Origin of the sequence: Rhizobium sp. GN54 (assembly GCF_021026345.1) — a bacterium.
Lineage (GTDB): Bacteria > Pseudomonadota > Alphaproteobacteria > Rhizobiales > Rhizobiaceae > Mycoplana.
The window spans coordinates 126,483-142,462 of the sequence record NZ_JAJNCZ010000007.1; the positions used below are offsets into that span (position 1 = coordinate 126,483).

At 65.8% G+C, this 15,980-nt stretch carries 15 protein-coding genes; 8 read left to right on the forward strand and 7 right to left on the reverse strand.

Going from position 1 to position 15,980, the window contains the following annotated elements; genetic code table 11:
• The first annotated feature begins 74 nt into the window (after nt 1-74).
• Together LQK81_RS18575 and LQK81_RS18580 are read left to right on the forward strand one after the other, a co-directional pair.
• Nucleotides 75-425 carry a MarR family transcriptional regulator gene (locus LQK81_RS18575; RefSeq protein ID WP_230807864.1) on the forward strand — a complete coding sequence of 117 codons (351 nt, stop codon included), beginning with the start codon at nt 75-77 and terminating at the stop codon, nt 423-425.
• 7 nt (nt 426-432) lie between these two features.
• On the forward strand, nt 433-1,287 hold the full coding sequence (locus LQK81_RS18580; RefSeq protein WP_230807865.1) for a C40 family peptidase: 855 nt from the start codon (nt 433-435) through the stop codon (nt 1,285-1,287).
• 49 nt (nt 1,288-1,336) lie between these two features.
• On the opposite strand, the gene LQK81_RS18585 is transcribed toward LQK81_RS18580, so the two are convergent.
• The 5 genes from LQK81_RS18585 to LQK81_RS18605 all read right to left on the reverse strand — a co-directional run bounded on the left by LQK81_RS18585 (nt 1,337) and on the right by LQK81_RS18605 (nt 8,203).
• Nucleotides 1,337-2,296 (reverse strand): 2-hydroxyacid dehydrogenase, encoded by a 960-nt coding sequence (locus LQK81_RS18585; protein ID WP_230807866.1) that lies wholly within the window; start codon nt 2,294-2,296, stop codon nt 1,337-1,339.
• Nucleotides 2,297-2,309: 13 nt separating this feature from the next.
• The gene (locus LQK81_RS18590) at nt 2,310-3,965 is read right to left on the reverse strand and encodes an ABC transporter ATP-binding protein (protein WP_230807985.1); all 1,656 of its coding nucleotides are present in this window, start codon (nt 3,963-3,965) and stop codon (nt 2,310-2,312) included.
• Nucleotides 3,966-3,973: 8 nt separating this feature from the next.
• On the reverse strand, nt 3,974-5,119 hold the full coding sequence (locus LQK81_RS18595) for an ABC transporter permease (RefSeq protein ID WP_230807867.1): 1,146 nt from the start codon (nt 5,117-5,119) through the stop codon (nt 3,974-3,976).
• Complete coding sequence (locus LQK81_RS18600) at nt 5,119-6,198, reverse strand: microcin C ABC transporter permease YejB (RefSeq protein WP_230807868.1); 1,080 nt, start codon at nt 6,196-6,198, stop codon at nt 5,119-5,121. Before LQK81_RS18600 ends, LQK81_RS18595 begins: the two co-directional genes overlap by 1 nt.
• Before the next feature lie 151 nt (nt 6,199-6,349).
• Complete coding sequence (locus tag LQK81_RS18605) at nt 6,350-8,203, reverse strand: extracellular solute-binding protein (RefSeq protein WP_230807869.1); 1,854 nt, start codon at nt 8,201-8,203, stop codon at nt 6,350-6,352.
• Nucleotides 8,204-8,394: 191 nt separating this feature from the next.
• Between LQK81_RS18605 and mepA the strand changes: the two genes are divergently transcribed.
• The 6 genes from mepA to LQK81_RS18635 all read left to right on the forward strand — a co-directional run bounded on the left by mepA (nt 8,395) and on the right by LQK81_RS18635 (nt 14,435).
• Complete coding sequence (gene mepA / locus LQK81_RS18610) at nt 8,395-9,450, forward strand: penicillin-insensitive murein endopeptidase (RefSeq protein WP_442967158.1); 1,056 nt, start codon at nt 8,395-8,397, stop codon at nt 9,448-9,450.
• Nucleotides 9,451-9,552: 102 nt separating this feature from the next.
• Entirely contained in the window at nt 9,553-9,927 is a 375-nt protein-coding gene (locus LQK81_RS18615) for a methylglyoxal synthase (RefSeq protein WP_230807870.1), read from the forward strand.
• Between the two features lie 69 nt (nt 9,928-9,996).
• Nucleotides 9,997-11,022 (forward strand): glucokinase, encoded by a 1,026-nt coding sequence (locus LQK81_RS18620; protein ID WP_230807871.1) that lies wholly within the window; start codon nt 9,997-9,999, stop codon nt 11,020-11,022.
• Nucleotides 11,023-11,139: 117 nt separating this feature from the next.
• Nucleotides 11,140-12,951: an ABC transporter ATP-binding protein gene (locus tag LQK81_RS18625; RefSeq protein ID WP_230807872.1), complete on the forward strand. Its 1,812-nt coding sequence runs from the start codon at nt 11,140-11,142 to the stop codon at nt 12,949-12,951.
• Nucleotides 12,948-13,766: a 4-hydroxy-tetrahydrodipicolinate reductase gene (dapB, locus tag LQK81_RS18630; RefSeq protein WP_230807873.1), complete on the forward strand. Its 819-nt coding sequence runs from the start codon at nt 12,948-12,950 to the stop codon at nt 13,764-13,766. Before LQK81_RS18625 ends, dapB begins: the two co-directional genes overlap by 4 nt.
• Before the next feature lie 33 nt (nt 13,767-13,799).
• Nucleotides 13,800-14,435 (forward strand): 2,3-bisphosphoglycerate-dependent phosphoglycerate mutase, encoded by a 636-nt coding sequence (locus LQK81_RS18635; RefSeq protein WP_176950713.1) that lies wholly within the window; start codon nt 13,800-13,802, stop codon nt 14,433-14,435.
• Between the two features lie 97 nt (nt 14,436-14,532).
• On the opposite strand, the gene LQK81_RS18640 is transcribed toward LQK81_RS18635, so the two are convergent.
• Complete coding sequence (locus LQK81_RS18640; RefSeq protein ID WP_230807874.1) at nt 14,533-15,405, reverse strand: methylated-DNA--[protein]-cysteine S-methyltransferase; 873 nt, start codon at nt 15,403-15,405, stop codon at nt 14,533-14,535.
• A gap of 68 nt (nt 15,406-15,473) precedes the next feature.
• Nucleotides 15,474-15,974, reverse strand: coding sequence for a DUF2244 domain-containing protein (locus LQK81_RS18645; RefSeq protein WP_230807875.1), 501 nt, complete (start codon nt 15,972-15,974; stop codon nt 15,474-15,476).
• Between the last annotated feature and the right edge of the window lie 6 nt (nt 15,975-15,980).

Here is a 15,980-nt window from a genome sequence, read left to right on the forward strand (position 1 = left end):
AGATCAGGCCTATTCCCATGACCGGAATGATACGGTACCGTAACGACGTCGTGCATATCCGACCGGAGACTGTCTTGCCCCTGGAACTCTCGGCCTCGCAGGCGCTCGGCCTCTGGCATTCCGTATCGATGCAGCAGGTCAGGCTGGACGGGCGGGACCTCAGCCTGCGGCAACTGGCAATCCTTCTCGAGATCTACCTCGTGCCGCCGCCGCACACCGTCCGCGGCCTCGCCGCCAAGCTGGAGGTGACGAAGCCGGTCATCACCCGGGCGCTCGACACCATGGGGGCGCTCGGGCTCGTGACCCGCGAGCGCGACGAACGCGACCGGCGCAACGTCATCATCAAGCGCACCATCGACGGCGCCCTCTATCTGGAACGGCTCGGCGACCTGATCATCGGTCGCGGGCGGACCCTCTCTCAGTGAGCCCCGCATGAACACTCTGCCCGATCGCCGCCTGAACGCCTACCGGCCCGACCTCGCCGAAGAGGCGCTGCGCGGCCGCCTCGAAGCCCCGCGCTACACGGCCGGCACGCCGGCGACGGTCTCGGCCGCCGTTGCAGCGCTCCGGCCACGGCCGGACGCCGGTGCCGGGATCGACACCGAACTCCTCTACGGCGAGCGCCTGCGCGTGCTCGACCGGGCGGATGGCTGGGCCTGGGTCAAGGCGGACTTCGACGGCTACGTCGGATACCTGCCGGACGATGCCCTCCGCGAGGCCGGCCCCGACGCGACGCACGTCGTCGCGGTGCCCAGAACCTTTGCCTATGGCGGGGCGGACCTGAAGACGCCGGCAGCCTTTGCGCTCTCTCTCGGTAGCCGGCTAAACATCGTCGGCGAAGCCGAGACCCGCGGCACACGCTACCTGAAGCTCGACGGCGGGGAATTCGTGGTGGCGGCCCATTGCGCGCCTGCGGACCGGGCGATCGGCGACGACTACGTCTCGATTGCCGTCCGCCTGCTGGAGACGCCCTATCTGTGGGGCGGACGGAGCGGCTTCGGGATCGACTGCTCGGGACTGGTCCAGCTTGCGATGATGGTGACGGGACGCCGCGCTCCGCGCGACACCGACATGCAGGCATCCGGGCTCGGCACGCCGATCGACCGCGGCGATCTGCGGCGCGGCGACCTCGTGTTCTGGAAGGGGCACGTGGCGATCATGGAAGACGAAGAGACGGTCTTGCACGCCAACGGCAACACGATGAACGTGGCCCGCGAAGGCGTCGCCGCCGCCATCGAACGGATCGGCTGGCTCTACCAGCAGCCCACATGCTACCGCAGGCCCTGAGCGGTCCATTTCGCAGCCGTCACGCGGTCGACATGGCCGGCCGTTGCGATCAGTAGCCGGCGGCGCGGTCGACCACGTGCTCCGGCGGCTCGCCGTTCTCGATGCGGTCCATCTGGCGCTCGACATGGGCAAACAGCGCGCGGACGTCGGACGCGGCCGCCGCATGCGGCGTGACGAAGACCTTCTCATGGGTCCAGAGCGGGCTTTGAAGCGGCAGCGGCTCCGTCTCGAACACATCGAGCGAGGCACCGGCAAGGACGCCGCCGGCGAGCGCTGCGAGAATGTCCGCCTCGACCTGGCTGCCGCCACGACCGGCATTGACGAAGACGGGGCCGCCGAGGGCGCCGTTGCGGCGAAGCCCCTTGAACAGTGAGGCGTTGAAGATGCCGGCGGTATCGGGCGTCATAGGCAGCAGGCCGACGAGGATATCCGTCCGCGCCAGAAAGGCATCGAGCCCTGCCGCATCGAAGGTCTCGACACCCTCTATCTCCTTCTTCCGGCGCGACCAGCCTATGACGTCGAAGCCCATGACTTTCAGCTTCCTCGCCGCGTCCTGACCCAGCACGCCCATGCCCATGATGCCGACGGTCACCTCGGCCGCCTCGGGCTGGGCCAGTTCGTGCCACAGGTGCTTGCGGTTCTGCGCCTCGTAAGCCTTGAACTGGCGCAGATGCAGGAGGCACTGCATCACGATCCATTCGCTCATCCGGTTCGTCAGCGTCGGATCGACGAAGCGGACGACCGGGACATCGGGCAGGCCGGGCAAGGTCATGACGTGATCGACGCCGGCGCCGCCGGAAAAGACCACCTTGAGGTTCGTCGCCCGCGCGAACAGATCGGCCGAGGGACGCCAGACGAGGGCATAGCCGGCGCCGGAGAGATCGAGGCTGCGATTGACGGGAAGCGCCAGGTCGATCACCTCCCGGCCGGCAAAGGCGCCCTTGAGGGCGGCCGCGATCTGCGCGCGGTCGAACTTCAGGTCGAGGACGAGGGGGCTTTTCTTTGGCACGGTGCGCTCCCTGCTATTGGCGGATGACGTCGGACTTCACTGCCGCCAGGTCGAAGGCGGCAGCCATCAGCGCCTTGGTGTAAGGCATTTCCGGCGCCTCGATGATGCGCTCTGCCGGCCCCTTCTCCACCACCTTGCCGGCGCGCATGACGATGATCTCGTTTGCGAGCGCACGGACGACCTTGAGGTCGTGGCTGATGAAGAGATAGGCGAGGTTGTGCCGCGCCTGCAGGTCGCGGAGCAGGTCGACCACCTGCGCCTGCACGCTCATATCGAGCGCCGAGGTCGGCTCATCCAGCATGACGAATTCGGGCTTCAGCACCATGGCGCGGGCGATGGCGATACGCTGGCGCTGGCCGCCGGAGAATTCATGCGGGTAGCGCCAGCGGGTGGCCGCGTCGAGGCCGGTCTCTTCGAGCGCGGCGGCGACCCGGCGGTCGCGCTCGTCGGCCGAGAGCGCCGGCTCGTGGACCGCAAGCCCTTCGCCGACGATGTCTGCGACCGACATGCGCGGCGACAGCGAGCCGTAGGGATCCTGGAACACGATCTGCATGCGGTTCCTGAGCGGCCGCATCTCCTGGAAGGAGTAGCCGGCAATGTCCTTGCCGATGAAAGCGATCCTGCCTTTTGAGGCGATCAGCCGCGTCAGCGCCAGGCCCAGCGTCGTCTTGCCCGAGCCGGATTCGCCAACGACGCCCAGCGTCTGGCCGGCGCGGAGCCTGAGGTCGATGCCGTCGACGGCCTTCACGTGGTCGACGACCTTGCGCATGAAGCCGGCCTTGATCGGAAACCAGACCCGGACGTCGTCCGCTTCCATGATCACCGGACGGGTGTCGTCCGCCGGCAGGGGCCGCCCGCGCGGCTCGGAGGCGAGCAGGTGGCGGGTGTATTCGTGCTGCGGATCGGTGAAGATCGCCTCGACGGGACCGCTCTCGACGATCTTGCCCTTGGTCATCACGCAGACCCGGTCGGCGAACTTGCGTACGATACCGAGGTCGTGGGTGATGAACAGCATGGACATGCCGTGCTCGTCCTTCAGCTTCTTCAGAAGCTCGAGGATCTGCGCCTGCACGGTGACGTCGAGCGCGGTCGTCGGCTCGTCGGCGATCAGGAGTTCGGGCCGGTTGGCCAGCGCCATCGCGATCATTACGCGCTGGCGCTGCCCGCCGGACAGTTCGTGCGGATAGGCGGCCAGGCGCTTCTCCGGCTCGCGGATGCCGACCTGGTTCAAGAGTTCGAGCGTCCGCTCCCGCGCGGCCGGACCCTTGATGTTCTGATGCAGCTCGAGGATTTCGCCGATCTGCCGCTCGATCGAATGGAGCGGGTTGAGCGAGGTCATCGGCTCCTGGAAGATCATGGTGATATCGTTGCCGCGCACCTGGCGCAGTTCGGCCTCCGGGGCCTTCATCAGGTCGCGCCCGTTGAAGTGCACCGCGCCGGAGGGATGGCTTGCGGCCGGATAAGGCAGGAGCCTGAGCACGGAATTCGCCGTCACCGACTTGCCGGATCCGGATTCGCCCACGAGCGCCACCACCTCGCCGCGGCCGATCTCGAAGGACACGTGATCGACGGCGATCGACGTCTTGCCGCCCTGGTGGAAGGCGACCGACAGGTCTTCCACCTTGAGGATCGGTCCGGCTTTCCGGTCGTTGGCCGTCTGGTCTTGCATCACAGCGCTCACCGGAAGGTCTTCCTCGGGTCGAAGGCGTCGCGGGTGGCCTCGCCGACGAAGATCAGCAGGGACAGCATCAGCGACATGATGACGAAGGCGGTGATCCCGAGCCACGGCGCCTGCAGGTTCTGCTTGCCCTGGGCGATCAGTTCCCCCAGAGAGGGCGAACCGGGCGGCATGCCGAAGCCGAGGAAGTCGAGCGACGTCAGGGTCGTGATCGAGCCGGACAGGATGAAGGGCAGGAAGGTCAGCGTCGCCACCATGGCGTTGGGCAGCAGGTGGCGGACCATGATCGTGCCGTTGCCGACACCCAGCGCGCGGGCGGCCCGCACGTATTCGAAGTTGCGCGCGCGCAGGAACTCGGCGCGCACCACACCGACGAAGCCGACCCAGGAGAACAGGAGCATGATCGACAAGAGGATCCAGAAGCCCGGCGGCAGAATCGCGGAAATGATGAGAAGAATGTAGAGCACCGGCATCGACGACCAGATCTCGATGAAACGCTGCATCAAAAGATCGGTCCAGCCGCCGAAATAGCCCTGCACGGCGCCCGCCGAGACGCCGACGATGGCGGACGCGATCGTCAGCGCCAGGCCGAACAGCACCGAGATGCGGAAGCCATAGATGACGCGGGCGAGCACGTCGCGCGCCTGGTCGTCGGTGCCGAGCCAGTTGAAATTGCCGAGGATGCAGCCGGGATCGTCCTGCCCCAGCGGATAGCCCGAGCAGCGCTCCTCCTGGCTCATCAGCCAGAACGGCTTCGTCGGCGCGGAATGGGGGATGTTCGAATTGACGGTGCGATAGGAGTAACGGATCGGCGGCCAGATCATCCAGCCGTTGGCCTCGATCTCGTCGCGGATGAAATCGGACTTGTAGTCGGTCTCGGCGAGGAAGCCGCCGAACTTCTCCTCCGGATAGTTCACCAGCACCGGAAACAGGATCTCGCCCTTGTAGGAGGCGATCACCGGGCGGTCGTTGGCGACGAACTCGGCGCAGAGACTGAGGCCGAACAGCACGAGGAAGAGCCAGAGCGACCAGTATCCGCGGCGGTTCGCCTTGAAATTCTCCCAGCGCCTTTGATTGGTCGGCGAGAGAAAGCCCTTCGGCGGAGCACCGTCGGGAAGCGCGCGGGCGTCGGGAAGAACGGTCATCAGACGTCCCTCCGCTCGAAATCGATGCGCGGATCGACCCAGGTGTAGATCAGGTCCGAGATCAGGCTGACGACCAGGCCCATCAGCGAGAAGATGTAGAGGGTGGCGAAAACGATCGGATAGTCGCGGCGGACGATGGCGTCGTAGCCGAGCCGGCCCAGGCCATCGAGCGAGAAGATGTATTCGATCAGCAGCGAGCCGGTGAAGAAGGCCGAGATGAAGGCGCCCGGGAAGCCGGCGATGATGATCAGCATGGCGTTGCGGAACACGTGGCCGTAGAGCACCTGCCGCTCCGTCAGGCCCTTGGCGCGGGCGGTGACCACGTACTGCTTCTTGATCTCGTCGATGAAGGAGTTCTTCGTCAAAAGCGTCGTCGTGGCGAAGGCCGACAGCAGCAGCGTGATCAGCGGCAGCGTCATGTGCCAGAGATAGTCGAGCGGCTTCTGCCACCAGGGAAGCTGCCAGAAATCGTCGGAGACGATGCCGCGCAGAGGGAACCAGTCGAAGAACGAGCCGCCGGCGAAGACGACGATCAGAAGGATGCCGAACAGGAAGCTCGGCACGGCATAGCCGACGACGATGATGGCGGAGGTCCACATGTCGAAGGGCGAGCCGTCGGAGACCGCCTTCTTGATGCCGAGCGGGATCGAGATCGCATAGGAGAGGATCAGGATCCACACGCCGAGCGATATCGACACCGGCATCTTTTCGACGATGAGGTCGACCACCGAGGTATTGCGGAAGAAGCTCTCGCCGAAATCGAAGCGGATGTAGTTGCCCATCATCGACAGGAAGCGCTCGAGCGGCGGCTTGTCGAAGCCGAACTGCTGTTCGAGCTTGGCGATGAACTCGGGATCGAGGCCGCGCGCGCCGCGATAGCCGGAGGCATCCTGGGAGAAGTCCTGCAGCATGTCGCCGCCGCCGGAAAGCCGGTCGCCGCCGCCCTGGCTGGTCAGGTCGGAGATCACCTGCTCGACCGGCCCGCCCGGGGCGAACTGGACGACGATGAAGGAGATCGCCATGATGCCCACGATCGTCGGGATCATCAGCAGCAGGCGCCTGAGGATATAGGCACCCATCAGCCCTGCCTCCGCTCGCCTGCGGATGCCATGCCGCGCCCTATCGCCCTGTCAGCTGTCAAAACCGCCCAATCCCCGATTCTCGCCCCGCTGTCAGCGGTGATTCGTATTTCCCGTCATTTGGGGCGCCGGGGCGCCCCAATGCAAGCGCTCAGTCCTGCTTGACCTCGGTCGACCACCAGGCGTCGGGGAAGCCGAGGCCATAGGTGGGCAATTCTGCCGGAGGCGTGATTCGGTTCCAATAGGCGATCGGGTCCGACATGCGGTAGTACATCGGCACGACATAGTGATGGTGGAGGAGCACACGGTCCATTGCACGGGTCGCGGCAACGAGTTCCTCACGGTCCTTGGCGAAGATGATCCGATTGATCAGGGCATCGACGGCGGGATCGGCGATCCCGGCATAGTTCTGCGACCCCACGCGCGACACCGAGGACGAACCCCAGTAGTCGCCCTGCTCATTGCCCGGATGCAGGGACTGCCCCCAGACGTGCCACGTCATGTCATAGTCGAAATCGCGGGTGCGATTGGTGTATTGCGACGGATCGACGGTGCGCAGCCGCGCATCGATGCCGATGCGCTTGAGATTGTTGGCGTAGGGCAGGGCGACGCGTTCCAGCATGGGGCTGGACAGCAGGATCTCGAAGGAGAGCGGCTCGCCGGTATCGGCCCGCACCATCCGGTTGCCCTTCAGAACGTAGCCGGCATCCTTCAGGAGCGCGACCGCCTTGCGCAGGTTCTCGCGCTGCTTGCCCGGATCGCCGCCGACCGGGTTTTCGAAGGGCTCGGTAAAGACGCTCGGCGGCACCTGGTCCTTCACTTCGTTCAGAATCTCCAGTTCCTTGCCCTCGGGCAGGCCGGAAGAGGCCAGCTCGGTGCCGAAGAAGTAGCTGTTGACCCGCTGGTACTGCCCAAAGAAGATGGTCTTGTTCAGTTCCTCGAAATCGAAGGCATAGCCCAGCGCCTCGCGCACGCGTTCGTCCTTGAACATCTCCTTGCGCATGTTCGGCACCATCGCCTGCATCACCCCGCTCGCGCGGCGGCGGTTGGGGACTTCCTCGCGCTTGATGCGGCCATCCTTGACGGCAGGGAAGTCATAGCCCGTCGCCCAGCGGCTCGCCTGGTTCTCGAACCAGTAGTCGACATTGCCGGCACGGAACGCCTCGAACTCGACGTTGCGGTCGCCATAGAAGGAATACTCGATGCGGCCGAAATTGTTCTGGCCGACATTGACGTTGAGGTCCTTGCCCCAATAGTCGTCGCGCAATTCGTAGCGGATAGACGCTCCCGGCGAGAACGAGGCGATCCGGTACGGTCCCGAGCCCATGACCGGCTCCAGCGTCGTGCGGGAAATGTCGCGCTGCTGGCCCTTGGCATCCTTTCCTTCCCACCAGTGCTTCGGCACGATCGAAAACTGGCCGAGGATCTGCGGCAGTTCGCGGTTGTTCTTCTCGTCGAAATGGAAGGTGACGTCGCGCTCGCCGGTCTTCTCCACGGAGACGACGTGCTGGTAGTAGTTGGTGAAGAGCGGATTGTGCTCGATCACTTTTTCGAAGGAGAAGATCACGTCTTCGGGGGTCACCGGCTGGCCGTCCTCCCACTTCGCCTCTGGGCGGAGGCGAAAGGTCGCAGACGAGATGTCGTCGGGATAGGAGACGCCTTCGGCGAGCAATCCGTAGGAGGTGGTGATCTCGTCCTCCGAGGACTTCATCAGCGTATCGAAGACCATGCCGACACCGACCGCCGCCTCGCCCTTGGCGAGCAGCGGATTGAAGGTGTCGAACGTGCCGGCATTGGACAGCCTGAGCGTTCCGCCCTTCGGCGCTTCCGGGTTGACGTAGTCGAAATGCGCAAAGCCGGGCCGGTACTTGAGATCGCCGACGGTGGAGATGCCGATCCGCCATTCGGGGGCCTCTTCCTGCGCGCCTGCCGGGCCGAAAAGTGATGTCGCGGCCGCTACGGCGAGGATGAGCCCAACGAATTTCCCGGATCTGCGTAGTTTCATGCCAAGCCCCTTGGTCATTGATCGTTCCTGTCGTCTGCCGGAAAGATTAGACAAATTCCGGGCAAAGGACACAAGCCGCCATGAAAGCGGCGATTTTTTGCGGCCCCCTCGCGACTCAGAAATCCATTTCCGCGAAAGCGCGCCATGCTATTCGCAGGGACCGAAAACGCAGATCGATTCCGGACGACACGATGTCTTTCAATCTCATGAAGCTCCTTTCCCGTCTCGGCACCGCGGCTGCCCTTCTCGCCGCCATGGCGTCCCCGCTGCAGGCCGAGGAACGGCCGGCCAAGGAACTTTTCGGGGCGAGGGCACTGCCGGCGGCGATGCAGACGCAGGCCTACGGTTCCTACGCCAAGGGGTGCATTGCAGGTGCCGTCGCCATCCCGACGGACGGCCCGGCCTGGCAGGCGATGCGGCTGTCGCGAAACCGGCGCTGGGGGCATCCGGAGATGATCGCGCTTCTGGAGCAGTTCTCGCAGGATGCGCAGAAGCTCGGCTGGCCCGGCCTTCTCCTCGGCGACATATCGCAGCCGCGCGGCGGGCCGATGCTTTCGGGTCACGCATCGCATCAGATGGGGCTCGACGCCGACATCTGGTTCACTCCGATGCCGGACCGGCGCATGAGCGCCCAGGAAAGGGAGCAACTCCCCTTCACCTCGATGCTCGACAAGAGCAAGTTCCTGACGGTCGATTCGCGTCGCTGGACGTCCACCCATGCACGGCTCGTCATGAAGGCCGCCAGCTATCCGCAGGTCGAACGCGTCTTCGTCAATCCGGCGATCAAGAAGAAGCTTTGCGAAACCTGGCAGGGCGACCGCTCGCTGCTCGGCAAGGTCCGCCCGATCTACGGCCATGACGAACATTTCCACATCCGCATCAAATGCCCGCCGGGTTCGGCCAACTGCAAGGGCCAGGCTGCCGTGCCGGCCGGCGACGGCTGCGACAAATCGCTCGCCTGGTGGTTCACCAAGGAGCCCTGGGCGAAGCCGGAGCCGAAGAAGAACCAGAAGCCGGTGAAGCCGCGCTACGTCAAGCTCTCCGATCTGCCGAAATCCTGCGCCGCGGTTCTGGCAGGGCCGGCGCCGGCCTCCGAGCAGGAGGTCACCTATGGCGGCGGCGCAGCGATGGCATTCGCGGCCCAGCCTGCGGCCGACGACGGGATCGCCGCGGTGATCGCGGCCGATGGCGGCGCGGAGCCGGCCAGCCTCATCCCGATCCCCCTGCCGCGACCCTCGTTGCAGTAGCACCTCCCGGTCAAATGCGGCTTTTCATGTGCCGCGCCCTGCTGTACATAGCGTCTAATCGATTTAAAATTCGACGACCTTGCCGCTTGAGGGACCGCGTCCATGCCGCTTCCGAAGACCATCGCGCTCATCGCCCACGACGAGAAGAAGGATGAGATGGCGGAGTTCGCCAGGCGGAACGAGGCGGCCCTGATGGCCTGCCGGATCTTCGCCACCGGCACTACCGGCGGCCGGGTGCAGGCGGCCTGTCCGGAACTCGACGTGACACCCTTGAAGAGCGGCCCGCTCGGCGGCGACCAGCAGATCGGCGCGCTGATCGCGACCGGCGAGATCGACATGCTGATCTTCTTCGTCGACCCGCTGACGGCCATGCCGCACGATGTCGACGTCAAGGCGCTGATGCGGCTTGCGATCGTCTACGACATCCCGATGGCGCTCAATCTGGCGACCGCCGAGCGGCTGGTTGCGGGCGGCTGACAACGGTGGCAAAAGCCTTCGGGCAAGTTACTCATCGCGGCGCGAAGACCGGGAGGAAAGCGAGACATCATGGCAAAGTCGAACGACGGCGAGATCGTCCTGCCCTTTCCCATCCTGATCGGCGACATCGGCGGCACCAATGCCCGCTTCGCGCTCCTGCTCGACGCCTTCGCGCCTCCGAAGGAATTCCCGATCATCCAGACGGCGCAGTTCGAGACGATCGACGAGGCGCTGCAGCGCTCGATCCTCGACAAGAGCTCGGTCCAGCCGCGATCGGCGATCCTGGCGCTTGCCGGCCCGATCCAGGGCGACGAGGTGCCGCTGACGAACTGCGACTGGGTGGTGCGCCCGCGCGACATGATCGCCAATCTCGGACTGGAAGACGTCCTGCTCGTCAACGACTTCGAGGCCCAGGCCCTGGCGATCGCCGCGCTCTCCGACGGCGATCGCGAGAAGATCGGCGGCGGGGCGGAGAATTTCGCAGCCTCCCGCGCCGTGCTCGGCCCCGGCACCGGGCTGGGCGTGGCCGGGCTCGTGCACGCGATGCACACCTGGATCCCAGTTCCGGGAGAAGGCGGCCATATCGACATCGGCCCGCGCAGCGAGCGCGACTACCAGATCTGGCCGTTCCTCGAGCCGATCGAGGGACGCATGTCCGCCGAGCAGCTATTGTGCGGGCGGGGTATCATGAACATCTACCACGCGATCTGCGCGACCGAGCGCCGCGAGGCCGCATTGGACACGCCGGCCGCGGTGACCGGCGCGGCACTTTCGAAATCCGACCCGGACGCGATCGAAACGGTCTCGCTGTTTTCGACCTACCTCGGGCGCGTCGCCGGCGACATCGCCATGATCTTCATGGCCAAGGGCGGGGTCTATCTCTCCGGCGGCATCTCGCAGAAGATCCTTCCGGCGCTGCGTGGTCCCGAGTTCCGCGCCGGCTTCGAAGACAAGGCGCCGCACGGGGAGATGCTGCGCGAAATTCCCACCTTCGTTGTGACCCATCCGATGGCGGCCCTTGCGGGTCTTGCCGCCTTTGCCCGCATGCCCGACCGCTTCGGCGTGGCCAGCGAAGGTCGCCGCTGGCGGAGGTAGGGTGCCGGGTCACCTCAACGCCAGACTCGCCAAACGCGGCGCAAGGCACTATAGAGCGCCGCAACAGGCGCCGCAGATGCCAGGGCGCCGATCGCCGCTGCAGGAAAGATGGGTTAATTGAGCGAAAAGCACCGTAGCGATCGTCACGTCAGTGCCGAAACGATCACGGGCGTTCTGAAGCGCGTCATTGCGGAGAACGGGCGCGATCACATTCGCGGCTATGTCTTTGCGATCTTCTGCCTCGTCCTCGTCGCCGGCGCCACGGCGTTCACCGCCTGGATCATGGAGGCAGTCGTCAACGAGGCCTTCGCCAACCGGCGCGCAGACCTCGTCGCCTGGATCTGCGGCGCGATCCTGCTCGCCTTCATCCTGCGCGGATTTGCTACCTACGGCCAGGCGGTGACGCTGTCGAAGATCGGCAACAGCATCGTCGCAAACTACCAGCGCAGGCTCTATTCGCACCTGATGAGCCTGAGCGTCGGGTTTTTCAGCGAGGCCCGGTCCGCGCGGCTGGCGGCCCAGATCAACCAGAACATCAACGGCATCCGCGACGTCCTCAACATGACGGTGACGTCGATCGCGCGCGATTTCCTGACGCTCATCGCCCTCATCGGCGTGATGATCTCGAAGGACCCGCTGCTGACGGCGATCGTCTTCCTCGTCGCCCCGCCGCTTCTGCTCGGGCTGCGCTACGTCTCCAGGAGGCTGAAGTCGGCGACGCGGGAATCGGTGCTGATCAACAGCCATGTTCTCGGGGCCATCCAGGAGACGATCCAGGGCATCAGCATCGTCAAGGCGTTCACGATGGAGGACCAGCTTCGCGCCAAGGTCGAGACGATCATCGACCAGGCGGAGAAGCGTTCCAACCGCATCGCGCGGCTTTCGGAGCGGACCGCGCCGATGACGGAGACCTTCGCAGGCGTGGCGATCGCCAGCGTGCTCGGTTACTCGGCCTACCAGGCGATCTATGGCGGGGTGCTGCCCGGCGCCTTCTTCGCCTTCATCGCAGCCCTGCTGATGGCCTACGACCCGGCCCGGCGTCTGGCGCGGCTGCAGGTGTCGATGGAGCGGGCCGTCGTCAACGCGCGGATGATCTACGAGATCCTCGACATCGAGCCGCACCAGCGCGACCGGGCGGACGCGAAGCCGATCAGGATCGAGAAGGCGGAGATCGAATTCCGCAACGTCTCCTTCGCCTATGGTAACGGAAAAAGCATCCTCAACGGCGTCAGCTTCGTTGCCGAGGGCGGCAGGACGACGGCGCTTGTCGGCCCTTCCGGCGCGGGCAAGTCGACGGTGATCAGCCTGATCCCGCGCTTCTACGATCCGGACGCCGGGGAGATCCTGATCGACGGCCAGGACATCGCGCATGTGACCAAGCAGTCGCTGCGCAACAGCCTCGCCTATGTTTCGCAACAGCCCTATCTCTTCGAGGGCACGATCCGCGACAACATCCGCTACGGCCGGCCGGAGGCGACCGACGCCGAGGTGGAAGAGGCTGCACGGCTCGCCTATGCGCACGAATTCATCCTGGATCAGCCGCAGGGCTACGACACGCCGGTCGGCGAGAACGGCATCACGCTTTCGGGCGGCCAGCGCCAGCGGCTGTCGATCGCGCGGGCACTGGTGCGCAACGCGCCGATCCTCCTGCTCGACGAGGCGACCTCCGCGCTCGACACCGAATCCGAACAGGCGGTGCAGAAGGCGCTGGAACATGCGATGAGCGGGCGGACGGTGGTGGTGATCGCCCACAGGCTGTCCACGGTCGTGAACGCCGACAAGATCGTCGTGATGCAGAGCGGCACGGTCGCCGAGGAAGGCACGCACGATGTCCTTGCCGCGCGCACCGACGGTCTCTACGCTCGGCTGCACAATCTGCAGGGACCCGGCGGAAATCCGCAGGAAACGGTGAAGGAATCTGAAGAATGACGGCAGGCGACATGAAGCTGGTCGTAGTCGGCGCCGGCGGTCGGATGGGCCAGACGCTGATCCGGATGATCCATGCCGTCGACGGCGCACGGCTGTTTGCCGCCGTCGAGCGCCCCGGCTCCCCCTTCGTGGGCAAGGATGCGGGCGAACTTGCGGGGCTCGGGCCGATCGGCGTGACGGTGACGGACCAGCCGCTCGAGGCCTTCGTGGAGGCGGAAGGGGTGCTGGACTTCACCGCGCCCGCCGCGTCGGTCGAGTTCGCCGGCCTTGCGGCGCAGGCGCGGATCGTCCATGTGATCGGCACGACGGGCTGCACGGCGGACGACGACGCGAAGATCGCAGCCGCTGCCCGCCACGCCCGGGTCGTCAAGTCGGGCAACATGAGCCTCGGCGTCAACCTGCTCGCCGTCATGGCCGAACAGGCGGCCCGCGCGCTCGACGCCTCCGACTGGGACATCGAAATCCTCGAGATGCATCATCGCCACAAGGTGGACGCGCCTTCCGGCACGGCCCTCCTGCTCGGCGAGGCAGCGGCGCGCGGGCGCGGCGTCTCACTTGCCGAGAATTCCGTGCGGGTGCGCGACGGCCATACCGGCGCGCGCGCGGCCGGCACGATCGGCTTTGCCACGCTGCGCGGCGGATCGGTCGTCGGCGAGCATTCGGTGGTGCTGGCCGGCGAGGGCGAACTGGTGACCCTGTCGCACAGCGCCGGCGACCGCGCGATCTTCGCGCGCGGCGCGGTCAAGGCAGCACTCTGGGCACGCGACAAGAAGCCCGGCCTCTACACCATGCTCGACGTGCTCGGGCTCAACTGACCACCCCATCTCTTAGCGAGGAGCGAAGACCACATGAGCGGAACCCTTGTCCTTGTTCGCCACGGCCAGAGCGAATGGAACCTGAAGAACCTGTTCACAGGCTGGAAGGACCCGGACCTGACGCCGCTCGGCGTCGAGGAAGCCAATGCCGGCGGCAAGGCACTGGCCGACACCGGCATCAAGTTCGACATCGCCTTTACCTCCGACCTGTCGCGGGCGCAGAAGACCTGCCAGATCGTGCTGGACAATGTCGGCCAGCCTGATCTGGAGACGATCCGCAACCAGGCGCTGAACGAACGCGACTACGGCGACCTCTCCGGCCTCAACAAGGACGACGCACGGGCAAAATGGGGCGAGGAACAGGTGCACATCTGGCGCCGCTCCTACGACGTGCCGCCGCCGGGCGGCGAAAGCCTGCGCGACACCGGCGCGCGCGTCTGGCCCTACTACCTGACCGACATCCTGCCGCGCGTGCTCGCCGGCCAGACGGTGCTGGTCGCCGCTCACGGCAACTCGCTGCGCGCCCTCGTCATGGTGCTGGACCGGCTGACGAAGGAACAGGTGCTGAACCTCAACCTCGCGACCGGCGTTCCGATGGTCTACAGGCTGAACGCGGATTCGACCGTCGCCTCGAAGGAAGTCCTGGGCGACATGTCCGGCGCGCATTGAGCGCTGCCCGCATCCCACAGACATCATGGCCTCCGGAAAGAAATCCTTCCGGAGGCCATTTCTTTGGCTTGAGAGGACCCCAGCGCGGTGTCCTTGCCTACGCCTTCCCCGCTTCCCAGCCGAGCATGGCCCGCTTGCGGGTCAGGCCCCAGTGATAGCCGGTGAGCGCGCCGCTCTTGCCGAGCGCACGATGGCAGGGAACGACGAAGGATATGGGATTGCGGCCGACGGCCGCGCCGACGGCGCGCGATGCAGTCGGCTGGCCGAGCTGGCCGGCGATATCGGAATAGGTGACGGCCTTGCCGAGCGGTATGCGCAGCAGCGCCTCCCACACGCGGATCTGGAAATCCGAACCGATCAGGACGATGCGCAGCGGCTCCTCCGGATGCCAGCGCTCGGGATCGAATATGCGCGCGGCATAGGACGCGGTCGCCTCGTCGTCGCGGATGTACGTCGCGTTGGGCCAGCGGCAGGTCATGTCGTCGAGGCAGGCGTGCTCGTCGCCGTCATCGGCGAAGGCAAGGCCGGCGAGGCCGCGGTCGGTGACCATCACCAGCGCCTGGCCGAACGGCGAGACGTGGAAGCCGTAGCGGATCGTCAGGCCGGCGCCGCGCGCCTTCCATTCGCCGGGCGACATCGCCTCGTGCGTGACGAAGAGATCGTGCAGGCGGCCGGGACCGGACAGGCCGACCTCGAAGCTGGTCTCGAGTAGCGGCATCGCTTCGTGGCGCAGAAGCCGCTTGGCGTGATCCAGCGTGACCGCTTGCAGGAACGCCTTCGGCGAGAGGCCGGCCCAGCGGGTGAAGGTCTTCTGCAACTGGGTCGGCGGCTGCCGCAGGCGGGCGGCGATATCGTCCAGCGAGGGCTGGTCGCGATAGTCCTCGGTGATCATCTCGATGACGCGGCGGACCGTCTCGTAGTCCGAGCCTGCGGGAGTGATGTCGGCATTCAGCGTGGCGGTGATGTTCATGTTCGTTCTCCTGACCTGCAGGAAACCATGCCTTAGGGCAGGCTGCCACCCGAAACTTGCAGCAGCGATCAGTGGCCGCGCTTGACGCGCGCCAGCGCGCCGGAAAAGGCGGACGCGAAACGCTCGCGGTCGTCATGGTGCAGGAAGCCGCCGATGTCGGTCCACCGCCCCTGCCCGCTCACGGACATGCCGGTGATGCCGATCTCCTCCTTGCGGGCGACGTTGAAGCGCGCCCAGAAGGGGTTGAAGTCGTGCTTCGTCTCCCGCCCGGCAGGGTCGCGCTTGCTGATCGCGATATTGGTGCGCGACAGGGCGATCCGTTCGGATGCCCGGGCCGCGCGGTTGTTCAGCCAGAAGGCTGCGAACAGGATCAGGAAGTCGGCGCCGAAGAACATCATCACCGGCCAGGCGCCGGAGAAGAGGAATACCGCCATGTGGGCGAAGGTGAGCGCGCCGGCGATGAGGAAGAAGACGAAATGGCCCCTGTGGCCGAGCGAACGGTGCGGCCGGAGTTCGGCGAGGAACACCGGCCGTTCGTTCGCGCTGATATCGTCGTTGCCATCGCTCATGACCGA